Origin of the sequence: Mycobacterium sp. KBS0706 (assembly GCF_005938675.2) — a bacterium.
Classification (GTDB): domain Bacteria; phylum Pseudomonadota; class Alphaproteobacteria; order DSM-16000; family Inquilinaceae; genus Inquilinus.
Genome location: NZ_VCCH02000352.1, coordinates 1 through 463, shown reverse-complemented (window position 1 = coordinate 463; position 463 = coordinate 1). Strand labels below are relative to the sequence as shown.

Here is a 463-nt window from a genome sequence, read left to right as displayed (position 1 = left end):
CTGCAGGTTCGGCAGCTTCTTCTCGTGCAGCAGGATGTACGGGTTCTCCAGCTCCGCGATCATCTTCTCGGCATTGGTGACGAAGTAGGGCGAGATGTAGCCGCGGTCGAACTGCATGCCTTCGACGATGTCGAGTTCAGTCTCGAAGCTCTTGGCCTCCTCCACCGTGATCACGCCCTCGTTGCCGACCTTCTTCATCGCCTTGGCGATCATGGCGCCGATGTCGCGCTCGCCATTGGCCGAGATGGTGCCGACCTGGGCGATCTCGTCATTGGTCGAGATGGTCTGGGCCCGCTTGCCGATCTCCTCGACCACCGCGGCGACCGCCAGGTCGATGCCGCGCTTGACGTCCATCGGGTTCAGCCCGGCGCCAATCGCCTTGGCGCCCTCCTTGACGATGGCGTGGGCCAGGACGATGGCGGTGGTGGTGCCGTCGCCGGCCAGGTCGGCGGTCTTGGTCGCC

At 64.8% G+C, this 463-nt stretch carries 1 protein-coding gene; it reads right to left on the bottom strand.

What is annotated here, in order from left to right; genetic code table 11:
* On the bottom strand, nt 1–463 hold a 463-nt coding region (locus tag FFK22_RS42225; RefSeq protein WP_306770279.1), incomplete at both ends, for a TCP-1/cpn60 chaperonin family protein.